The organism is Streptomyces flavovariabilis, assembly GCF_000725785.1.
Taxonomy (GTDB): Bacteria; Actinomycetota; Actinomycetes; order Streptomycetales; family Streptomycetaceae; genus Streptomyces; species Streptomyces hawaiiensis.
Genome location: NZ_JNXD01000006.1, coordinates 430,206 through 447,691, shown reverse-complemented (window position 1 = coordinate 447,691; position 17,486 = coordinate 430,206). Strand labels below are relative to the sequence as shown.

15 protein-coding genes are annotated in these 17,486 nt (G+C 71.5%); 7 read left to right on the top strand and 8 right to left on the bottom strand.

Features of this window, described 5'->3' with window-relative positions; translation table 11 throughout:
• Positions 1-2: 2 nt before the first annotated feature.
• Complete coding sequence (locus IO24_RS0114190; RefSeq protein WP_045297092.1) at positions 3-707, bottom strand: succinate dehydrogenase; 705 nt, start codon at positions 705-707, stop codon at positions 3-5.
• Positions 708-790: 83 nt separating this feature from the next.
• On the opposite strand from IO24_RS0114190, the gene IO24_RS0114185 reads away from it, so the two are divergent.
• Together IO24_RS0114185 and IO24_RS0114180 are read left to right on the top strand one after the other, a co-directional pair.
• Complete coding sequence (locus tag IO24_RS0114185; protein ID WP_031135615.1) at positions 791-1,675, top strand: LysR family transcriptional regulator; 885 nt, start codon at positions 791-793, stop codon at positions 1,673-1,675.
• Between the two features lie 210 nt (positions 1,676-1,885).
• Positions 1,886-2,626, top strand: coding sequence for a class I SAM-dependent methyltransferase (locus tag IO24_RS0114180; RefSeq protein WP_031135613.1), 741 nt, complete (start codon positions 1,886-1,888; stop codon positions 2,624-2,626).
• Between the two features lie 46 nt (positions 2,627-2,672).
• Here the strand turns inward: IO24_RS0114180 and IO24_RS0114175 are convergent, their stop codons facing one another.
• From IO24_RS0114175 to IO24_RS0114165, 3 genes are all read right to left on the bottom strand, one after another.
• Positions 2,673-4,817, bottom strand: a complete 2,145-nt coding sequence (locus tag IO24_RS0114175) for a putative bifunctional diguanylate cyclase/phosphodiesterase (RefSeq protein WP_031135611.1) — start codon at positions 4,815-4,817, stop codon at positions 2,673-2,675.
• Complete coding sequence (locus tag IO24_RS0114170) at positions 4,814-5,626, bottom strand: SAM-dependent methyltransferase (RefSeq protein WP_031135609.1); 813 nt, start codon at positions 5,624-5,626, stop codon at positions 4,814-4,816. Before IO24_RS0114170 ends, IO24_RS0114175 begins: the two co-directional genes overlap by 4 nt.
• A gap of 329 nt (positions 5,627-5,955) precedes the next feature.
• Positions 5,956-6,942: an SCO0930 family lipoprotein gene (locus tag IO24_RS0114165; protein WP_031135608.1), complete on the bottom strand. Its 987-nt coding sequence runs from the start codon at positions 6,940-6,942 to the stop codon at positions 5,956-5,958.
• 836 nt (positions 6,943-7,778) lie between these two features.
• Here IO24_RS0114165 and IO24_RS0114155 point away from each other — a divergent pair.
• Entirely contained in the window at positions 7,779-8,513 is a 735-nt protein-coding gene (locus tag IO24_RS0114155; protein ID WP_031135606.1) for a bestrophin-like domain, read from the top strand.
• Between the two features lie 225 nt (positions 8,514-8,738).
• Entirely contained in the window at positions 8,739-9,278 is a 540-nt protein-coding gene (locus IO24_RS0114150; protein ID WP_031135604.1) for a hypothetical protein, read from the top strand.
• Between the two features lie 108 nt (positions 9,279-9,386).
• Here the strand turns inward: IO24_RS0114150 and IO24_RS0114145 are convergent, their stop codons facing one another.
• On the bottom strand, positions 9,387-9,875 hold the full coding sequence (locus IO24_RS0114145) for a hypothetical protein (RefSeq protein ID WP_031135603.1): 489 nt from the start codon (positions 9,873-9,875) through the stop codon (positions 9,387-9,389).
• 353 nt (positions 9,876-10,228) lie between these two features.
• Here IO24_RS0114145 and IO24_RS0114140 point away from each other — a divergent pair, with 353 nt between their 5' ends.
• The gene (locus IO24_RS0114140; RefSeq protein ID WP_031135601.1) at positions 10,229-10,897 is read left to right on the top strand and encodes a class F sortase; all 669 of its coding nucleotides are present in this window, start codon (positions 10,229-10,231) and stop codon (positions 10,895-10,897) included.
• Between the two features lie 36 nt (positions 10,898-10,933).
• Here IO24_RS0114140 and IO24_RS0114135 read toward each other — a convergent pair whose 3' ends face one another.
• Together IO24_RS0114135 and lysX are read right to left on the bottom strand one after the other, a co-directional pair.
• Entirely contained in the window at positions 10,934-11,779 is an 846-nt protein-coding gene (locus tag IO24_RS0114135; RefSeq protein ID WP_031135599.1) for a polysaccharide deacetylase family protein, read from the bottom strand.
• 89 nt (positions 11,780-11,868) lie between these two features.
• Positions 11,869-15,153 (bottom strand): bifunctional lysylphosphatidylglycerol synthetase/lysine--tRNA ligase LysX, encoded by a 3,285-nt coding sequence (gene lysX / locus IO24_RS0114130; RefSeq protein ID WP_031135598.1) that lies wholly within the window; start codon positions 15,151-15,153, stop codon positions 11,869-11,871.
• Between the two features lie 89 nt (positions 15,154-15,242).
• On the opposite strand from lysX, the gene IO24_RS0114125 reads away from it, so the two are divergent.
• Positions 15,243-15,704 carry a universal stress protein gene (locus IO24_RS0114125; protein ID WP_031135596.1) on the top strand — a complete coding sequence of 154 codons (462 nt, stop codon included), beginning with the start codon at positions 15,243-15,245 and terminating at the stop codon, positions 15,702-15,704.
• Between the two features lie 94 nt (positions 15,705-15,798).
• On the top strand, positions 15,799-16,236 hold the full coding sequence (locus IO24_RS0114120) for a pyridoxamine 5'-phosphate oxidase family protein (protein WP_031135594.1): 438 nt from the start codon (positions 15,799-15,801) through the stop codon (positions 16,234-16,236).
• 16 nt (positions 16,237-16,252) lie between these two features.
• On the opposite strand, the gene IO24_RS0114115 is transcribed toward IO24_RS0114120, so the two are convergent.
• Positions 16,253-17,407 (bottom strand): CapA family protein, encoded by a 1,155-nt coding sequence (locus IO24_RS0114115; RefSeq protein WP_031135592.1) that lies wholly within the window; start codon positions 17,405-17,407, stop codon positions 16,253-16,255.
• Positions 17,408-17,486: the final 79 nt, after the last annotated feature.

Here is a 17,486-nt window from a genome sequence, read left to right as displayed (position 1 = left end):
CTTCAGCTCACCACTCCGGTCATGACGCCCACGGGTACGGCGATGAAACCGGCCGTGAGCAGCAGCGCGAGGATGTCGGCGACGGTCTTCAGGGCGCGGTCGCGGGTGCGGCTGCCGACGCCGAGGGTCTGGGCCGCGCTCCAGAAGCCGTGCCGGACGTGCAGGCCGAGCGCGAGCATCGCGACGATGTAGACGGCGTTGCCGTACCAGGTGGAGAAGGTGTCCACGACGTTCTGGTACGGGTGGCCGGGCTGGAAGCCGGGGTGCACGGTGCCGGTCGTCAGGTCCAGGACGTGCCAGACGATGAACAGCCCGAGGATGATCCCGCCCCAGCGCATGGTGCGGGTCGCGTAGCCGGCCCGCGGCCTCTTGTGCACGTACTTGCTCGGCCGGGCCCTGATGTCGCGGCGGCTGAGCTGGTACGCCGAGGTGGCGTGCGCGACGACGGCGACGATCAGCACGATCCGGACGAGCCAGAGCGTCCACTCGTAGTGCATGAACGGCTCGCCGACGACGCGCAGCCAGTGCGCGTAGTGGTTGAACTCTCCCGCCCCGAAGAAGATCTTCAGGTTTCCGATCATGTGGACGACCAGGTACAGCAGCATGATCAGACCACTGACCGCCATCACGGTCTTCTTGCCGACGGTGGAGTCCCACACGGTACGTGCGAGAGACGGCCGTCGGTCCGTCCGCGTTGCCAGAGCCATGGAACAGCACGCTACGGATCCGCAGCCGATCGGTCCAAGACATGGTCCGGCTTGAATCCATAGGCTGGAGCTATCGTGGGAGCATGCAGTTCCAGCAGCTCCAGTACTTCGTGGCCGTCGCCGAGACCCGGCACTTCACCCGGGCCGCCGATCTGGTCCATGTCGCCCAACCGTCGCTGTCGCAGCAGATCAAGGCGCTGGAGCGGGAGCTGGGCGCGGACCTGTTCCTGCGCGCCCGGGGCAACATCACGCTCACGGACGCCGGGGAGGCGCTCCTCCCGCTGGCCCGGCGCATCCTGGCCGACGCGGACACGGCGCGGCACGAGGTGCAGGAGCTGGCGCAGCTGCGGCGGGGGCGGGTGCGGCTGGGGGCGACGCCGAGTGTGTGCACGGGCCTGTTGCCGGATGTGCTGCGGGCCTTCCACGATCGCTATCCGGGGATCCGGCTGCTGATCGAGGAGGGCGGGTCGCACGACCTGGTGCGGGAACTGGCGCGTGGCGCGCTGGATCTGGCGCTGGTCGTGCTGCCGCTGCCGACGCCCTCGCCGGCGCTGACCACGGTGGAGCTGCTGCGGGAGGATCTTGTCGTGGTCTCGTCCCCGGACGCGCCGAGGCCCGGCCGGGGACGGCGTACCGTGCGGGTCTCCGACCTGGAGGGTGAGCGGCTGGTGATGTTCCGGCACGGGTACGACCTGCGGGAACTGACCGTGGCCGCGTGCCGGGCCGAGGGGTTCGAACCCGACTTCGCGGTGGAGGGCGGGGAGATGGACGCGGTGCTGGGGTTCGTGCGGGCCGGGCTGGGGGTCGCCGTCGTGCCGCGGATGGTGGCGGCCAGGTCCGGGCGCGGGCTGCGGGTGACTCCGCTGGCCCGGCCCGGCCTGCATCGCACGATCGCGCTGGCGCATCGCACTGATGTGGCTCCGCCCCGGGCCGCTCGGGAGTTGCAGCGGATGCTGCTCGAGCGGTGAGGCGGACTCGGGAGCGGCGTTGGGTGCAGGCGTCGTTTCGGAGTGCAGGTGCGTTGTGGTTGTTCGCGCGGTTCCCCGCGCCCCTGAGGGCGCTGCCCCCTAGGGCTCGTCCGGCGGATCATGGGCCGAGCCAGGGCCGGACCGAGGCGAGGGCCGGCCAGTACCCTCATCGTGTTGACCGCCCTCGGCAGGCAGTGCTGGAGTCGGCATGTGGACAGCATCCCCGCCAACCGGCGGTTCTGGAACCAGATCAGCAGCGCCTACCAGCACGAGCACGACCCGCAAATCGGCGCCACACCCCGGCTGTGGGGCATGTACTCCATCCCCGACGCGCACCTGCACGCCCTGGGCGACGTCACCGGCAAGCGCGTCCTCGAACTCGGCTGCGGCGCCGGCCAGTGGTCCAGGGCGCTCGCCTCCGAGGGCGCCACCGTGGTCGGGCTCGACCTGTCCGAAGCCCAACTCGCCGCAGCGGCCCGCGCGATGGGAGCGGCCCGCTACCCGCTGGTGCAAGGCGCCGCCGAACAACTCCCCTTCGCCGCCGACAGCTTCGACCTGGTGTTCTGCGACTTCGGTGGGCTCAGCTGGGCGCCCCCGCACCTGGCCGTCCCGCAGGCCGCACGCGTCTTGAGCCGAGGCGGGCGCCTGGTGTTCAACGTCGCCAGCCCATGGTTCGAAGCTTGCTACGACGAAGCCGCCAGCCGCGTGACCACGACGCTGCAGCAGGACTACTTCGGGCTGAACACCATCGCCGAAGACGACGGCGCGACCAGCTATCAGCTCACCTACGGCGGCTGGGTCAAGGTCCTGCGCGGCGCGGGTCTCATCATCGACGACCTCATCGAGCCGCGGCCCGAACTCGGAGCACCCAACGGCTACAACGAAACCGACCCACCCGACTGGGCACACCGCTGGCCGGCGGAACTTCTCTGGGTAACCCACAAACCGTAAGTTCCGCCGCGCCGAGACGTGAAGGCATCCCCTCGCCGGGCAGGCCCTAGCCTGTTGCGTCTACCAGGGCCAGTTCGTGCAGCCTCTCCGGGGGGCCCGGCCTTGCGTAGTACCAGCCTTGTGCCGTGTCGCAGCCCAGTATCCGCAACTGCTCGGCCTGCGCACCCGTCTCGACCCCCTCCACCGTCACCGCCAGATCCAGGCTGTGGGCCAGCGAGACGATCCCCTCGACGATCTTCAGGTCGACCGGATCGGCCGGGAACTGCTGCATGCTCTGGGTGAAGGACCGGTCCAGCTTCAGGATGCTGACGGGCAGCCGGCGCAGGTTGGCGAGATTGGAATACCCCGTCCCGAAGTCGTCCAGGGCGATGTCGACGCCCATCTCCGCCAGCCGGCGCAGCGGCTTCAGCAGATCGTCGTCCGCGCCGATCAGCGCCGACTCGGTGACCTCCAGGCACAGCGCGTCCGGCGCGACGCCCGTGCGTTCCAGGATGTCGACCGTGTCCTGGACCAGCCCGGGATGCGTCAACTGGCACGGCGACAGGTTCACGTTGATCCGCAGCGGCCCCAGCGCCTCGACACCGCCGTGCAGTTCGCGCCACTCGCGGGCCTGGCGCACCGACTGCTCCAGAACCCAGCGGCCCAGTGGCACGATCAGGCCCGTGTGCTCCGCGAGCGGGATGAACCGGTCCGGCCCCAGCACCCCGTGCTGCGGATGCAGCCAGCGCACCAAGGCCTCGGCGCCCCGGACGCTGCCGTCGCCGAGATGCACCAGCGGCTGGTACTCGATGAAGAACTCGCCCCGCTCCAGCGCCGTCGGCAGCGCCGTGGTCAGCCCGTGCCGCGTGATGGCCCGGGCGTCCGCCTCCGGATCGGCCAGTTCGAAGCGGTTGCCGCCCGCCGACTTGGCCCGGTACATGGTGATGTCCGCGCTGCGCAGCACCTCCGCCGGGCTGCGTTCCCCGGCCGGGCCCTCGACGATGCCGATGCTGCCGCGCACGGTCAGCTCCCGGCCGTCGACGCTGATCGGCGCGAGCAGCGCGTTCATGATGCGCCCGGCGAGTTCGTCGACCTCGCGCTGGGTGTCGGGCCCGGTGGTCAGCGCCACGAACTCGTCGCCGCCGAGTCGCGCGACCATCTCGCCGGGCGCCGTGGCGCAGGACTGCAGCCGGTCGGCGACCTCCACCAGCAGCCGGTCGCCGGCCGCGTGACCGAGGCTGTCGTTGACGGTCTTGAAGCCGTCCAGGTCCAGGTAGCAGAGCCCGAACCGCTGGCCTTCCCCGGCGCCCATCGCCTTCTCCAGGCGCTCGAAGAAGAACGTGCGGTTCGGCAGCCCGGTCAGCGCGTCGTGTGTGGCCTCGTAGCGCAGCCGCAGGTTGAGCAGCCGCCGCTCGGTGGTGTCCTCCATGAGGGCGAGCTGGTACTGCGGGTCACCGTCGGCGTCCCGCAGCAGGGAGACCGTCAGGTTCGTCCACAGGACGGTTCCGTCAGGGCGGTAGAACGCCTTCTCCAGGTGGTAGTGCTCCCGCTCGCCCCGGACGAGTTCGTCGTAGAGCCGCCAGGTCTGCGGAGCGTCGTCGGGGTGGGTCCAGTCCCGGACGTTGCGGCTGCGCAGCGTCTGGTCGGAGACCCCGAACATGCGCAGCAGCGCGCCGTTGACCTGCAGTATGTTGCCCTCGAGGTCGGCCATGCCGATGCCTATGGCCGCGCCTTCGAAGACGGCGCGGAAACGCGCCTCGCTCGCGTGCAGGGCCTGCGCCACCACGCCCTGCGCCTGGAGGGCGGCCTGTGCGATGGCCTCCTGCTCGGCCAGGGTCCGCTCGCGCAGCGCCCGGGCGAAACCGGCGGCCATCGCGTGCTGCAGCCGCGCGCACCGCGCCCGCAGGTCCTCCTGGTCGCCGTCGCCGCCGCAGTACAGAACCAGATAGGCGTCGACGCAGTCCAGGGTGCGGCTGAGCGCCTCCGGGTCGGTGCAGTGCGCGTCCACGAGGGCGGCGCCGACCTCCCTGCCCGCCTCGGAGTCGAAGGCGCGGGCCAGCAGTGCCTCACTCAGCCGCCGGGCCAGGGGCAGCAGTTGCGTCTCGAACTCGGTGCGGGTCGACGACGTCGAGGTCACCGGGAAGACGGCCCGGCTCCAGATCGTCGCGAACCGGCGCAGTCTGTCCTCCGGCCCGTCCGGTTCCGCGATCACGCCGTACGCCCCACGCCCGCGAACCCGGAGAACGCATAGGGATCCTCGTCCTCCGGTGCGGTGTCGGGCCGCCAGCGCGGCATCGCCACCAGTCCGGGTTCCACCATGTCGTACCCCTCGAAGAACCGCGCGATCTCCTCGCGCGAGCGCATGATCAGCGGGTTACGGATGTGCTCGTACACGTCCACCGCGCCCCCGGCCCGCTCCGGCGGCAGCGGGATCCCCTCGTAGGAGGCGTGGGTGAGCACGAGCAGGCTGCCGGGCGCGAGTGCCTCGCCCAGTTCGGCCACGGCCCCGTACGGGTCGTCCTCGTCTTCCACGAAGTGCAGTATGGCAACGAGGAGCAACGCCACTGGCTGATTCAGGTCGATCAGCCGCTCCACCTCGGGGCTGCGCAGGATCTCCTGGGGCTTGAGCAGGTCCGCGGCGACGACGCCCGCGTCGTCGTTGCCCTCCAGGACCGCCTGGCTGTGCGCCACGGCGACCGGGTCGTGGTCGACGTACACCACGCGCGCGCCGGGGCGGGCGGTCTGCGCCACCTCGTGCACATTGCCGAAGGTGGGGATGCCGGAACCGATGTCCAGGAACTGGGAGACGCCCTGGTCGGCCGCGTAGCGCACGGCGCGGCGCATGAACGCGCGGTTCGCCTGCATGATCTTGGGGAGTCCCGGCATGAACTCCATGGCCCTGCGGGCCGCTTCCCGGTCGACCTCGAAGTTGTGCGATCCGCCCAGATAGTAGTCGTACATCCGGGAAACGCTGGGCACCGAGATGTCGATGCTCCGTGGGGCCCAGGCGGGACGCTCCATCTATCTCTCCAAGGCGTAGGCGATCCGGTGTTCGAGCAGAGGCTACTGATCGCCCGCCAATGGAGCGACCCGAAACGGAAATTGACCATCCGTTCCCGGTCACTGCCTGCGGCACGTGCCGAATTGATACCCCTCCGCATGCCCGACGAACATATGACGAACCGTGCCCGAGGCATTCCGGAGAGTTCCGGTCCGGAAGGGAAGAGTGCTGCGAATTCGACGAGTTCAGGTGAAGCACGGCAAAACGGTCCGCCCCTCCGTGAGGCACGGAGGGGCGGACCGGGTCTGCGCTTCGGGCGGGCGAGATGATCAGCCCTGGGGAGGTTTCTCTACTTCTCCGACGCGCCGACCAGCTTTCCGTCGGGCCGGACGGCGTACCAGGTGCCGCCGACGCCCTGGCCGTTGGTGTCACCGGGAGCCTTGTCGCCGGCGAAGGTGTAGATGGGCGAGCAGTTGATCGTCTGCTGCTTGCCCTTGCCGTCGGTCCGGTCGAAGATCATGTAGCCCTTCTCCTGGATGCCCTTGGTGTCGGCGAAGTCGACGGGCTCCACGAGCGGCCACTTCTCCAGGCAGTCACCGGAACAGTTGGAGACCGGCTTGGGCCAGGCCTCGTCCTTCTTGAACCGGTAGACGGTCATGCCGTTCTTGTCGATGACGATCTCGCCGAGCTTGGGGTCGTTGCGCGTGGACAGCCCGGCCTGGACCGCTTCGCCGCCGCCCTCCGCACCTGCCTCCGCGCCGCCCTGCGCCTTCTTGCCGTCGGGGGCGAGCGCGTACCACTTGCCGCCCACACCCTGGCCCTTGACGTCACCGGCGTTGACGTCCTTGGCGTAGCGGTAGGCGGGCCAGCCCGCCACCGTGAGCTGCTTGGTGCCGTCGGCCCGGGTGACCGAGCCGAGCAGCGCCTTGTCGATGCCCTCGCCGGCCTCGGCGTCGTCGGCCGGGACCGGCGGCCAGGTCTTGGCGCAGTCGCCGTCGCAGTTCGACTTGGACGGCTGCTCGGTGTCCTGGTCGAACCGGTACAGGGTGAGTCCGAGACTGTCGGTGACCACCTTGCCGACCTTGTCGGCGGTGGAGACGGACAGCTTGCCGGCGGGGTTGGACGGGCTCGAGGGGCTCGGCGCGGCCGGCTGGGTCGCGGTGCCGCCCGCTGCGCTCCCGGCGCCCGCACCGATGCTCCCGTAGTCCCCGGGCGCGGCAGTGGCGCCCACGTTCTGGCTGGCCGCCGGTGGGCTGTCCTGACCGCACGCCGTCGTCAGCGCCAGGACCGCCGCGGCGCTCGCCACGAGTGAGGCGCTCCGCCAGGAGGTCTTCATCGTCAACTCCCCATAATCGCAAGGGTGTTGCAGCGCCCTGCTGCGCCGCCGCACGGCCATGAGTACGCACGGGAGCGGCGTTTGCGTTCAACCGTCGGCCAAATTTCTTTCCGGAACCTGTGATCGGCCCCCGCGCCGTCGCACACAGGTACACATCACGCCCCTGCGGGCGACCACTGATCAAACCGATGAGACCCGGATATCCCTCTTTCGGGGCAATCCCCTTGCGCTCCGGCACGTCGGGGCGCAAGAGGGCTCATGATCTTCGTCGTGCATGGACCCCTCTCGACTCAATCCGCCCTTGCGGCACGGGCCTTGGCGGCGGCGACGCTGACCTCCCGGCCCCCCCCCCCCCGCCGAGCCCCTCCCCCACGCCGACCCCGACTCCGACTCCGCCGCCGCCGAAGCCGACGCCCCCACCGAAGCCGACCCCGGACCCCCCGCCTCCCCCGAAGCCGACACCCCCATCCCCGAAACCCACGGCCAGGCCCGAGCCGCCGCCTCCACCGCCGCCGCCCGCGCCGCGCCCTGCGCCGCCCCGGCCGGCCCCGAGACCGGTGCCGCCGGCGCCCGCTCCCCCGGCTCCGGCACCCGCTCCACCGGCACCGGCCCCGCCGGCCACCCCCGCGCCACGTCCGTCCGCGACGCCCGTGCACTACCCGCGCTACCGCGCCACGTCGCCCCGGCCGCGGCCGGCGAAAGGTGCGATGTCGCCGCTCACCTTCGTCCTGCTCGTCACGGTGCCCGCGGTGGTGGCCGTCGCCGCGCTGCGCGCGCGCTGATCCCTGAAGCCCTGGAGGTACCTCTTGCCGGAATGGCTTGTTCTCACCCTCGCGATGCTGGCCGCCTGTGCCGTCGTCGTCATCATCACCTTCGTACGGCACCGCGCGGCGCCCGAGGACGAGGACCCCAGTGAGACTCCGGACGTCATCGAGTACATGACGATGTGGATCGGCGTCGTCTACGCCATCGTCCTGGGCCTGGCTATCGCCGGTGTCTGGGAGGGGCGCAGCGCCGCGCAGGACCACGTCCAGGCCGAGGCGACCGCGCTGCACGAGATCTCGGAGCGGGTACGGGTCTATCCGGCCGAGGAACGTGACCGCATCCGGGACGACATCCGGACGTATGTGAGCCATGTGGTGACCACCGAGTGGGACACCATGGCCGACAAGGGCGAGGTCACCGAGCGTGGCGCCGAGCTCTTCGAGCGGATCCGCCAGGACGTCACCGACTACGAGCCGGCGACGGACTTCCAGGCCCAGGCCTACCAGCCGCTGCTGGACCAGGTGACCGTGGCGAACCAGGCCCGGATCGCCCGGGCGGAGTCGACCGGGGAGACCATGCCCGGCGTGGTGTGGTTCGGGCTGATCGCCGGGGCCGTCATCACCATCGGGATGATCTTCGCGCTGCAGATCCGCAGAACGACACGCGAACTGGTCCTGGCCGGGCTGTTCTCGGCGCTGATCGCCTTCCTGCTGTTCCTGATCTGGGACTTCGATTCGCCCTACAGCAGGGGCGTGACCGCCTCGGCGGACCCGTTCCTGAACCTCTTCCCGGGCGTCGGGGACTGACGGCGCCTCGCACCACGGATCCCGGCCGGGGGGCGCGCGACACACCGTCGCGGTCCCCCGGCCGCGTCAACGGCGTTCCCCCGGGCGGCCCACACCCATACCCCATTCGCACTACTGCGATCGCGCCACCACGCGCGTGTTCTTAGCGTTTCGGGCATCGAGGTGCATGTGTGACGTGAGCGGAACAGGTCCGCGGCTGCTCCTCGGGGACCCGGAGGATTCACCATGCGCGCGATATGCATCGCTTCGGCCGTGCTGCTGGGCGCCGGCGCCCTCACCTCCTGCGTGCCCGCCGCCGACGCGGCGACCCGGACCGATTTCGGTTTCAGCGTCGAGCCGTCCACCGTCGCAGCCGGGGGTGAGGTCACCCTGCGGGTGGTACGCAACGAGGCGTGCCGGGGGGAGGCGGCGGTCAACTCACCCGTCTTCGACGTGGTCACCATCCCGCCGGAGGAGTCCTGGGCGACGGCCGTCGTCGACTGGGACGCCAAGCACGGTGCCGTGTACGACGTCCAGTTCGAATGTGACAGGTCGAGCGGCACCGCGCGCCTGACGATCGCGGGCGGCCGTCCGACGCACCACCCCACGCACCACCCCGCCCATCACCCGACGCGCCACCCCCACAAGGGAGTGCACGCCGGTGAGGGCGGGACCGTCGCCGGCTTCGACCTCAAGGAGATCGGTCTCGGCGCCGCACTGATCGCCGGATCGCTCGGCGTCACCTACCACTTCTCGCGCCGCCGCACCGACGAGGACGCCGGCTGACCCGTCCCGCGGCCGCAGGCCTTCGCCCCGGCTCCCCTGATGAGGGGCAGCCGGGGCGAAGGCCGTTCACGTGCGAGGCGAAGAGTCGAAGAAGCGCGGAGCGAGACGTCAGATGCGGCGCTCGGCCCGGCGGCGCATCCAGAACACGCCGCCGCCGACGACCGCCGCGGCCACGAGCCCGCCGCCGATGGCCATGTCGGTCGGGGTCGCACCGGTGGTGCTGCTGCCGCCGATACCGCCGCGGACACCGCCGATGACAGTGAAGGCATGCGGCTTGGTCATCCGCCTGCCGGAGCAGTTGACCGTGATGTCGTACGGCCCCGGACGGGCGTTGCTGTTGATGGTGGCGGTGCCCCTCGCCGTCTCACGGGAGCCGCCGTGGACAGGCGAGAGGCTGGTCGGCGAGAACGCGTTGGACGTCGCCGTACCGCCGTGGCGGCAGCCGTCCACCGTGATGGTCAGCTGGCCGCCGCGGGCGATCACGCTGGGCAGGACGACAATGTTGCTGGGCGTGTCCCACGCGACGGCCGCTGGGGCGGAGAGCCCGAGGGCGGCGACCGCTGCGCCGGCGACCGCCAGGGCACGAGTGTTACGCATGTGAACCTCCGCGGAAGACGCCCCGGGACCCGTCCCCGGTCGATCGGCGAGAAAGCGCCTCCCAGGAAGACAGTCAGTTGCCGTGCCGCGAGCCGCATTTCGGGAATGGTCCGTCCTGGTGAGAGAAGGCGGTGCTGGAAAACCGCACAATCGGATGTCGCCGCAGGTCACGGGCCATCAGAAATTTCCTCGCCGCGGCAACTCGGATGGCGCACCTTCCTTCCGCGGAGCGCCCCTTTCACTCCCGGGCCCACCCGTTCGCCCCCGCCCCCGTCGCCGGTTTCGCGCATGCCATTTAGCGTTCTGATATGCGCGATTGACACGGCGACGGCCGCGTCGAGAGGGGATGGCGAATGTCTGCGTCCGAGCTGGCCGAGGCGGAAGAGGAGGCGCGGCGGAAGAAGCGCGCCCCGTGGGGCGTGATAGCGCTGGTTCTGCTGACCGGCCTCGCGCTCATCCGGAATGGTTCGGGGGAGTTCGACGAGGGCCCGCCGCAGCCGGCCACGGCCGCCGCGGCCGACAGCCGGGTACCCGGGGGCACCTTCGCCGGGACCGTACGCCCGTTGCCCTACGCCCTCCCGGAGCGGATCAGGATCCCGGCGATCCAGGTCGACGCACCGATGATCCCGGTCGGCCTGGACGCGGACGGCTGGGTCGGCGCGCCACCGCCGGAGGACCCCAACCTGGCCGGCTGGTTCACCGGCGCCGTCACCCCCGGCGAGAAGGGCACCGCGGTCGTGGTCGGCCATGTCGACAACCAGCAGGGCCCCGCCGTGTTCTACGGACTCGGGGCCCTGAAGAAGGGGCATCGCGTCGAGGTCGCCCGGCAGGACGGAAAGACCGCCCTGTTCGAGATCTACGGCGTCGAGGTGTTCGAGAAGAACAACTTCCCCGGCGACCGTGTCTACGCTTCCAAGGGAGCGCCGGAACTGCGGGTCATCACTTGCGGCGGCGGTTTCTCCGAGCAGGAAGGCTATGCGGGGAACGTCGTCGCCTTCGCCCGCCTGATCGAGGTGCGCTGAGCGTTCCCGGCCGGGAGGGCGAAAGTCCGACGCCCCTCACGCGTAATGCCTCCGGGGCACGGTGACGTGATAGCCGGAATCCAGCAGTTCGGGCAGATAGCGCCGCAGGGCCCGCACACTCTGCGAGCGGTCGCCCCCGGCGTCGTGCGAGAGCACCACGACGCCGGGGGCGGCGCCGCGTTCGACCCGGTTCGCGATGGACCGGGTCCCGGGGGTGGTCCAGTCGAGGGTGTCGACCGTCCAGCCGAGCGGTTCCATGCCGAGTTCGGCGCCGAGCTGGAAGGCGGCGCGGTTCCAGGCACCGTAGGGCGCGCGGAACCACTCGGGGCGCTCCCCGTAGGCGTCCTCGACGGCGTCGCAGGTGCGTTCCATCTGGGAGCGGATCTGCCTGCGGGTGAGGCGGGTGAGCAGCGGATGGGACCACGTGTGGTTCCCCACGACGTGGCCCTCGTCGGCCATCCGGGCCAGCAGGTTCCTGCTGCCGGCGACCATCTCCCCGCACACGAAGAACATCGCTCGCACGTCGTACTTGGCCAGGGTGTCCAGGATGTCGGGGGTGTAGCGGGGGTCGGGGCCGTCGTCGAAGGTCAGCACCATGGTGCGGCCCCGGCCGGACACGCGCAGCAGCGGTTCGCGGCGGACCAGGGTCCGGCGGGGCGCGGCGCGCGGCGGGCCGTAGCCGGTCAGGGGATGCAGCCGGTACGCGGAGGACTTGACGAGGCGGCGTGCCTGGGAGCCCGCGGCCGGGGCGGAGGTGACGGGTCCGTCCCCGGTGACAGCCGTGACCACTCCGGCCGTGGCGGCCGCTCCCACGGCGCCGGCCCCCGCGATCAACGCCCGGCGCCGGGTGAGCAGCCGGGTGAGCAACTGATCCTTCTTCATGACTCATCAGTCGCCCGGCGGAAGGCCGACGCACGCGAGCAACACCGGTGTGGCGGCACACATTCACCCGTTCGGCCCACGCAGGTGGGTCAGCGGCGGCGCACCAGGGGGAAGGGCAGGGTCTCGCGGATGGTCAGTCCGGTGAGGAACATGACCAGCCGGTCGACGCCGATACCGAGGCCGCCGGTGGGCGGCATGGCGTATTCGAGGGCGTCGAGGAAGTCCTCGTCGAGTTCCATCGCCTCGGGGTCGCCCCCGGCGGCGAGCAGGGACTGGGCGGTGAGGCGCCGGCGCTGCTCCACGGGGTCGGTGAGCTCCGAGTAGGCGGTGCCGAGTTCGGTGCCGAAGGCGACGAGGTCCCAGCGTTCGGCGAGGCGCGGGTCGGTGCGGTGCTGCCGGGTCAGCGGGGAGACGTCGGTCGGGAAGTCCTTGTAGAAGGTGGGCAGGCGGGTCTTCTCCTCGACGAGCCGCTCGTACATCTCCAGGACGACGTCGCCGTGGCCGTCGTCGGCGGTGTACGGCACACCGGCACGGTCGCAGAGGCGGAGCAGGCCGGGCAGCTCGGTGCCGGGGTGGATCTCCTCGCCGAGGGCCTCGCCGATGGCGCCGTAGACGGTCTTGACGGGCCACTGCCCGGAGATGTCGTACTCCTTGCCGTCCTTGTGGGCGACGGGCCTGCCGAACGCGGCGGTCGCGGCGCCCTGGATCAGTTCGCGGACGAGGTGGAGCATCACCTCGTAGTCGGCGTACGCCTGGTAGGCCTCCAGGATCGTGAACTCGGGGTTGTGCTTGTAGTCGGTGCCCTCGTTGCGGAAGGTGCGGCCCATCTCGAAGACCTTCTCCAGGCCGCCGACGCACAGTCGCTTGAGGAACAGCTCGGGGGCGATGCGCAGATACAGGTCGAGATCGTAGGCGTTGATGTGGGTGGTGAAGGGGCGGGCGTTGGCGCCGCCGTGGATCTGCTGGAGCACCGGCGTCTCGACCTCGAGGTAGCCGCGTTCCAGCAGGCCCTGGCGCACGGCCTGGATGGCGGTGGAGCGGGCGCGGACCACGTCGCGGGCGTCGGGGCTTGAGACCAGGTCGAGGTAGCGCATGCGGACCCTGGCCTCCGGGTCGGCCAGCCCCCGGCGCTTGTCGGGCAGGGGGCGCAGGCACTTGCCCGTGAGCTGCCAGGAGGTGACGAAGACGGTCGGTTCGCCCTTGTCGCTGACGCCCGCCCGGCCGGTGGCGGTGATGTGGTCGCCGATGTCGGTGTCGGCGGTGAAGCGGTGCAGGGCGGGGCCGGAGCGGTCGCGGGTGAGGGCGAGTTGGTGGTCGCCGGACCAGTCGCGCAGGACGGCGAAGACGATGCCGCCGAAGTCGCGGACCAGCATGATCCGGCCGGCGACGGTGACCTGCTCGCCCGGCCGGACCTCGGCGAGGGTGTGGGTGCGGGCCGGGACGCCCACCGGGTAGGGGTCGGTGCCGTCGGCGCGCAGCCGGTCGAGCTTGTGGTGCCGGATTCGGGCCTGGTCGGACAGGCCGGAGAGGGGGTCGGCGGGCTCGGTCCCGTCCCCTCCGGCGAGGCCGAGCGCCGCCAACGACGGCAGCCCCTCCGTGGTGGCGGGCCGCTGCCCGCCCTTCGGGTGCCCCTTTTCCCACAACTTGCGCATCGACGGTACGGAGACGAAGCCCTCGGCGATGCCGGAGGCGAGACCGACCCGGGCGAGGGAGGCGGCCTCCGCGTAGCAGAGGAAGCGGGGGTACCACTCGGGGTGGTACTTGGCGTTGGAGCGGTACAGGGCCTCCAGCTGCCACCACTTGGAGAAGAACAGCAGCAGGCGGCGCCAGAGGCGGAGTACCGGTCCCGCGCCGATGCGTGCGCCCTCCTCGAACACGGAGCGGAACACGGCGAAGTTCAGCGAGACCTTGCGCACGCCCAGTTTCGGGGCGGCGGCGCACAGTTCGGCGACCATGAACTCCATGACGCCGTTGGGCGCGGTGCGGTCACGGCGCATCAGGTCCAGGGAGACGCCGTCCTTGCCCCAGGGCACGAAGGACTGGATGGCGAGGAGCCGGCCGTCCTGGTCGAGGGCCTCGGCGAGGAGGCAGTCGCCGTCGGCGGGGTCGCCGAGACGGTCCAGGGCCATGGAGAAGCCGCGTTCGGTCTCGGTGTCGCGCCAGGCGTCGGCACGTTCGACGAACCGGCGCATCTCCTCCTCGGAGAGGGTGGAGTGGCGGCGGACGCGGCAGGTGACGCCGGTGCGGCGGACCCGGTTGACGGCCTGGCGGGTGACGCGCATGTCGCGGCCGTCGAGATCGAAGTCGAGGACGTGCAGGATCGCCTCGTCGCCGAGCTGGAGCGCGCCGAGCCCGGCGCGGACGAAGGCTTGGGCGCCGTCCTCGGAGGCGCCCATCACGGCCGGGACCCAGGCGTGGCGGCGGGCCACGTCCTGCCAGGCGGCGATCGCGTGCGGCCAGGCCTCCCGGTCGCCCACCGGGTCGCCGCTGGCCAGGCACACGCCGGCCTCGACGCGGTAGGTGACGGCCGCCTTTCCGCTGGGTGAGAAGACGGCGGCCTTGTCGCGGCGGGTGGCGAAGTAGCCGAGGGAGTCCTGGTCGCCATAGCGGCCGAGGAGGGCACGGACGCGGGCCTCCTCGTCGTCGTGCAGGGCGGCTTCCAGGCGCTGGGAGCGGAACAGCGTGGTGGCGGCGTTCAGCAGGACGAGCGCGCCGAACAGGCCGAGCAGGAAGAACAGGGCGTGCGGCGGACGGCCGTCGAAACTCCCGGCGGGGACGAGACCGCCGCAGACCCGGTTCGCCGCCCAGGCCAGCCGCTCGCCGCTGGGCAGGGTCCCCGGGAAGGCCTCGACCAGGGCCCAGCCGGCCAGGATCGCCACGACCAGGCCGGCCACCAGGACGGCGAGAGCCCGGCGTACGGCGGCACGGCGGGAGGCGGCGTAGAACTCCTCGCGGGCGATGACCATCACAATCAGGGCGAGGCCGCACACCACGAAGGAGGGGACGGACTCGGCGAACTCGCCGACGGCCATGCCGAGGATGTCGGTCAGGACGAGCAGGCCCAGGTAGACGACGACCAGCCACCAGGCGATCTTCTTGCGGGCACCGGTCGCGGCGGCGAGGAGGAACAGGAAGACCGCGTAGGCGAGGTTGGCGCTGACCGGGACGAGCAGCAGGTCCAGGAAGCGGACGAGCGGACGCAGCCCGGTGCGCAGCGGGGGGATCAGCGCCAGCAGGGCGCAGAGCAGACCGAGGGTTCCGAAGAAGACGGCGAAGCCCTCGGGCACCCGGCTGAGGAAACCGTGCGCACGGTGGGGCGGCCGTATCGGGCCCGAGGTGTCCTCGGCCCTCTCGGTGTCCGCGATGGCGCCCATGCTTTCGACTCTAGGAACACCCGTGCCACCTCGCCCGTCGAGCGCTCCCGCCCGGTGGGCGGGCCGGGGGGTTCCGATAGCCTCGCGGCGTGACGGAACAGCACGCCCATCGGTTCGAGCGGGGCACGGACGGGCCCAAGGTCATCGTGGTCGGGGTGGACGGCTCCGACTCCTCCCTGCGGGCGGCGGCCTACGCCGGTGGCCTGGCCCGGCGGCAGCACGCGCTGCTCGCCGTGGTGTACGTGCAGCCGGTGCCGGCGGCGAGCGCTGCGCTGGGGGCGCCGGTCGCCGAGACTACGGAAGAGATCGCCGAGGACCTGGTGGCGCAGATCCGGGACGCGGCCGAGCGGCTCAAGGGGATATTCGAGGTCCGATGGGAGTTCCACACGTTCCGCGGCGACCCGTACAACGGCCTGGTGACGGCGGCCGACGAACTCAAGGCGGACGCGGTGGTCGTGGGCGCCTCGGAACAGGCGGGCCACCGCATCGTCGGCTCGGTGGCGGTACGCCTGGTGAAGGCCGGGCGCTGGCCGGTCACGGTGGTGCCGTAGCGGGCCGGGTCTCCGGTCGGCGGGGTGGTGCCGTAGGGGACCTGGGTCTCCGGTTCGGTAGGCACGGGGTTCGCCGGTGCCCGAGGATGCTGCGGTGACTTCTCACGCCTTCGATGTGGACGCCTTCCTGCGCCGGCCGCTCACCGCGCGCCTGGCCACGAACGGGCCGACGGTCCGGCCCGTCTGGTTCCTCTGGGAGGAGGGTGCGTTCTGGGTCCTGACCGGGCCGTGGGCACACCTCCTGGGCCGGGTGCGGGCCGATCCCGAGGTCGCGCTGGTCGTGGACGAGTGCGAGCCGGCGACCGGGCTGGTGCGGCAGGTGATCGCCCGGGGCCGTGCCGAAGTGCTGCCGTTCGACGTGGCGCGGGGGCGGCGCAAGCTCGTCCGCTACCTGGGGGCGGACGAGGAGCGGTGGGACGAGCGGTTCGTGCACTACCTCCACGACGATCCGGCGCGGCGCGGGACGGTGTGGCTTCGGATGGAGCCGGTGTCGCTCGTGGCGCACGACCTGAGTTACGCCGTGACGCCCTGAGGCGACCGGTCCGGCGCTACTCCCCCATCACCAGTCCGTCCTCGGCCGCGCCGCGGCTGAGCACGATGTCGCGGATGCGGTCGCGGACGGCCCGGACGTCGGCGCCCTGGGCGATGGCCCGGTTGAGGTTCACGGCCCGGCCGGCGTCGACGTCGAACAGCTGCGGGACGAACTCGGCCTTGGTCACCTCCCAGCGGTCGCCCGGCCGTGCGGGCGGGGCGAAGGTGAAGCGGCCGAGGGTGGACTGGTTGCCGCGTGGGTCCTTGGCGCCCTCGTGGTTGGTCATCTCGCCGGCGATCTGGTCGCCCATGCCGTACACGACCCAGGTGCCGTTGACCTTCTCGTAGGCCTGCGGGACGTGCGCGTGGGTGCCGAGGACGAGGTCGATGTCGGGGCGGCCCCCGGTGCGTGCGGCGGTGAGGGCCCGGGCCAGGGTCAACTGCCGCTCGTCGGGGGCGTCCTGCCACTCGGTGCCCCAGTGCACGGAGACCACGACCACGTCGGCGCCCGCCCGGCGCGCGGCGCGGGCGTCCTCGATGATCCTGGCCTCGTCGATGAGGTTGACGGCCCAGGGCTGCCCGTCGGGGAGCGGGAAGCCGTTGGTGTCGTAGGTGTAGGCGAGGTGGGCGACCTCGGCCGGGCCCGCCCGGAGGACCGTCGCCGTGCGGGCCTCCTCCTCGGTACGTGCCGATCCGGCGTGCCGGACGCCCGCGCGGTCGAGGGCGTCGAGGGTGCGGTGGATGCCGTCGGCGCCGTCGTCCAGGGTGTGGTTGGAGGCGGTGGAGCAGCCGTCGTAGCCGGTGTCGGCGAGGGCCCGGGCCACCTCGGGCGGGGACTTGAAGGTGGGGTATCCGGTGTAGACGCCGTCCGCGCCGTAGACGGTCTCCATGTGGCACAGGGACACGTCGGCGCGGGAGACGACGGAGCGGATCCCGGCGAGCATCGGCCGGAAGTCGTAGCCGGTGCCGCCGGCGTCGAAGCGGGCCCGGTCGATGATCGAGCTGTGCGGGAGGACGTCGCCGGAGGCGACCAGTGTGAACCCGCGGGGCCCGGCGGCGGCCGGTGCCGGGCGTCCGCGGTCGGGTTTCTCGTGGCCGCGGGCCTGGCAGGCGGCGCCTGCGGCGAGGACGACGGTCAGGGCCAGGGCGATCTGTCGACTGCGTGCGAGCATGCATTCACCCCACTGTGGGCGTTGTGGTCGTATTTACACACAATCAGGAAAGAAGGCTCACGGCGCCCCACGCGGCTCC

Bases quoted from the DNA above. Each gene is read 5' to 3' on its own strand.
- IO24_RS0114165 (WP_031135608.1), bottom strand. From the start codon at position 6,942: ATGAAGACCTCCTGGCGGAGCGCCTCACTCGTGGCGAGCGCCGCGGCG.
- IO24_RS0114155 (WP_031135606.1), top strand. From the start codon at position 7,779: ATGCTGGCCGCCTGTGCCGTCGTCGTCATCATCACCTTCGTACGGCAC.
- IO24_RS0114135 (WP_031135599.1), bottom strand. From the start codon at position 11,779: ATGAAGAAGGATCAGTTGCTCACCCGGCTGCTCACCCGGCGCCGGGCG.
- IO24_RS0114140 (WP_031135601.1), top strand. From the start codon at position 10,229: ATGTCTGCGTCCGAGCTGGCCGAGGCGGAAGAGGAGGCGCGGCGGAAG.
- lysX (WP_031135598.1), bottom strand. From the start codon at position 15,153: ATGGGCGCCATCGCGGACACCGAGAGGGCCGAGGACACCTCGGGCCCG.
- IO24_RS0114145 (WP_031135603.1), bottom strand. From the start codon at position 9,875: ATGCGTAACACTCGTGCCCTGGCGGTCGCCGGCGCAGCGGTCGCCGCC.
- IO24_RS0114115 (WP_031135592.1), bottom strand. From the start codon at position 17,407: ATGCTCGCACGCAGTCGACAGATCGCCCTGGCCCTGACCGTCGTCCTC.
- IO24_RS0114150 (WP_031135604.1), top strand. From the start codon at position 8,739: ATGCGCGCGATATGCATCGCTTCGGCCGTGCTGCTGGGCGCCGGCGCC.
- IO24_RS0114170 (WP_031135609.1), bottom strand. From the start codon at position 5,626: ATGGAGCGTCCCGCCTGGGCCCCACGGAGCATCGACATCTCGGTGCCC.
- IO24_RS0114190 (WP_045297092.1), bottom strand. From the start codon at position 707: ATGGCTCTGGCAACGCGGACGGACCGACGGCCGTCTCTCGCACGTACC.
- IO24_RS0114185 (WP_031135615.1), top strand. From the start codon at position 791: ATGCAGTTCCAGCAGCTCCAGTACTTCGTGGCCGTCGCCGAGACCCGG.